The 3,398-nt window shown below is 35.0% G+C and carries 2 protein-coding genes; both read right to left on the bottom strand.

What is annotated here, in order from left to right; genetic code table 11:
* Window positions 1-335: 335 nt before the first annotated feature.
* Entirely contained in the window at window positions 336-2,765 is a 2,430-nt protein-coding gene (locus PHC28_RS17190; protein WP_300103456.1) for a ribonucleoside-diphosphate reductase subunit alpha, read from the bottom strand.
* Between the two features lie 271 nt (window positions 2,766-3,036).
* Window positions 3,037-3,398, bottom strand: a 362-nt coding sequence (locus PHC28_RS17195) for a ribonucleotide-diphosphate reductase subunit beta (RefSeq protein ID WP_300103454.1), incomplete at its 5' end; no start/stop codon positions are given.

The raw sequence follows: 3,398 nt of genomic DNA on the forward strand, positions 1-3,398 counted from the left end.
ATAATAACTGTTGTTCCAAGGCTTATCCAAATAACATACACAATCAAAAAATCGAGAATAAAATTCATAAACCGCTGCTCTCTTGAGGCCGCCAAATCATCTGTGATAGTAAATTTTTTATTTTCCATTTTGAAGATTTTTGATTATTATGAAAAACGTTTTTTTGTAGCAATAAGTTCCTCAAATATAGTGAATTATTATTGAAATAATCCCATTATAATTGACAATATAGAATCAATGTAGCAATCCTTACAAAGCGAACTAACGAAGTAAATAATTCCAAAAAAAACAGCCATCATTAAGATGGCTGTTTTTTATTATTAATTTGTGATTTTTTAAGACCCACACATTTCGCAATCTTCTGGCCCAGCATTTTTGGCCATTTCAATCATTACTCTATATTCTTCGGCGGTCATTTCAACAGCTTCGTTTAAAACAGCGATTGGCTGTAATTTTTGCTCAACTGGTTGTTCTTTTACTTCAATTGGTTCCGCTTTTTTATCGTTATTCAAGGTGAATTTTATCGCGTCAACTGCTGATTTTGTTCTTAAATAATACATTCCTGTTTTCAATCCAGATTGCCAAGCGTAGAAGTGCATTGAAGTCAATTTCGAATAATTGGCATCTTGCATAAACAAGTTCAAAGATTGTGATTGATCTACAAAATAACCTCTTTGTCTTGACATATCAATAATATCTTTCATTGACATTTCCCAAACCGTTTTATACAATTCCTTCAAATCTTTTGGAATATCAAGTTCTTGAACCGAACCGTTCTTTCTCATTAATTCCTGCTTCAAAGTTTCATTCCATAAACCTAATTTTACTAAATCTTCGAGTAAGTGTTTGTTCACTACGATAAATTCTCCCGAAAGCACACGTCTTGTATAAATATTGGAAGTATAAGGTTCGAAAGCTTCGTTGTTTCCTAAAATTTGTGAAGTCGAAGCCGTTGGCATTGGCGCTATCAAAAGTGAATTTCTCACGCCGTTTTCCATTACCTCTTTTCTCAAAGATGCCCAATCCCAACGACCAGAAAGCTCTTCATCTTTCAATCCCCAAAGATTGTGTTGGAATTCACCTTGCGAAATTGGCGAACCTTCAAACGTAGAATATGGACCTTCTTCTTTAGCCATTTCCATCGAAGCAGTTACTGCTGCAAAGTACAAAGTTTCGAAAATTTCTTGATTTAATTTCTTGGCTTCGTCGCTTGTAAAAGGCAAACGCAACATAATAAAAGCATCGGCAAGACCCTGAACTCCAAGACCTACAGGACGATGCCGAATATTTGAGTTTTCGGCTTCTTTTACTGGATAATAATTCCTATCGATTACTTTGTTCAAATTACGAGTTACTCGTTTTGTCACATTGAACAATAATTGGTGGTCAAATTTTCCGTTTTCGATAAACATTGGCAACGAAATAGAAGCCAAATTACAAACTGCAATCTCGTCTTTAGAAGTGAATTCCATAATCTCAGTACACAAATTCGATGAACGAATGGTGCCAAGATTCTTCTGGTTCGATTTTCTGTTCGCTGCATCTTTGTACAACATATAGGGCGTTCCGGTCTCGATTTGAGATTCTAGAATTTTCTCCCACAATTCACGAGCTTTGATGGTTTTTCTACCTTTTCCTCTTTCTTCGTAAGAAATATATAATTTTTCAAATTCATCGCCATAAACATCATACAATCCTGGACATTCGTTAGGACACATTAACGTCCAATAAGAATCTTCCTGAACGCGTTTCATAAACAAATCTGATGTCCACATCGCAAAAAATAAATCTCTGGCGCGCATTTCTTCTTTCCCAGTATTTTTTTTCAAATCTAAGAAGTCAAAGATGTCAGCGTGCCAAGTTTCGATATAAATTGCGAAACTTCCTTTACGTTTTCCTCCTCCTTGATCTACATAACGAGCTGTATCGTTGAAAACTTTCAACATTGGAACAATTCCGTTCGAAGTTCCGTTAGTGCCACGAATGTAAGAACCTGTTGCACGAACGTTGTGAATTGAAAGCCCAACTCCACCGGCTGATTGCGAGATTTTTGCCGTTTGTTTCAACGTATCATAAATTCCATCAATGCTGTCATCTTGCATTGCCAAAAGGAAACAAGAAGACATTTGAGGTTTTGGAGTTCCTGCGTTGAATAATGTAGGCGTTGCGTGAGTGAAGAATTTTTTAGACATCAAGTCATAGGTTTCTATCACTGAATCCAAATCGTTCAAGTGAATTCCAACCGAAACACGCATCAACATATGTTGCGGACGTTCAACAATTTTTCCGTTTATTTTCAATAAATAAGAGCGTTCCAAGGTTTTGAAGCCAAAATAATCGTAGTTAAAATCTCTATTGTATATAATATGCGAATCTAAAAATTCGGCATTTTCCATAATCACTTTATGCACTTCTTCTGAAAGCAAAGGCGCTTCAAGATTCGTTCTCGGATTTACATAATGAAACATTTCGTTCATTGTTTCTGAGAAAGATTTTTTAGTATTAGAATGCAAATTCGAAATTGCAATTCTTGCCGCTAATTGGGCATAATCAGGATGTGCAATTGTCATTGAAGCAGCAGTTTCGGCAGCAAGATTATCTAATTCTGAAGTTGAAACTCCATCATACAAACCTTCAATTACACGCATTGCCACTTTCACTGGTTCGACTAAACTGTTTAGTCCGTAGCATAGTTTTTTAATTCTATCCGTTATCTTATCAAACATTACAGGCTCTTTGTGGCCATCTCTTTTTACTACGTACATAATTTTCAGTTTTATGAAATAGACAATCCCTTCTCTATTTCGGGGTATTTGTGATTGTTTTTGGGAAACTAATCCCTGTAATTTTTTGAAGCTTTTTCCCGCTATTCGTTGCAATCTTTTGTTTTTTAAAGAAAAAACAAAAGGATTTCCACTGCTATCGGGGCTAAAAACAGTTAAGATTTGGGAATCTATTTTTTCAACCATTAAGATATTAAGTTTCATTAAGTCTTAATTAACTTAATATCTTAATGGTTAAATTTTTTACTATTCTTTAAAAATCAGCGTCGAAGCTAATTTTTTGAGCATCAGAATCGGTATTCATAACTCCTGTCTTTTGGTATTCGCCTACTTTCTTTTCAAAGAAGTTTGTCTTTCCCTGAAGCGAAATCATATCCATAAAATCAAAAGGGTTTGCGGTGTTGTATTCTCTTTTGCAACCTAACTCCACCAACAATCTATCTGTAACAAACTCTAAGTATTGAGTCATTAAAACAGCATTCATACCTATCAAACTCACAGGAATCGACTCAGTAATAAATTCTCTTTCAATGTCTAAAGCATCAACAATAATTTCTCTGATACGTGCTTTAGAAACCTTATGTTTCAAATGATGATTGTGCAAATGCACAGCAA

The sequence above is a fragment of the Flavobacterium sp. genome, assembly GCF_028712645.1.
Taxonomy (GTDB): Bacteria; Bacteroidota; Bacteroidia; order Flavobacteriales; family Flavobacteriaceae; genus Flavobacterium.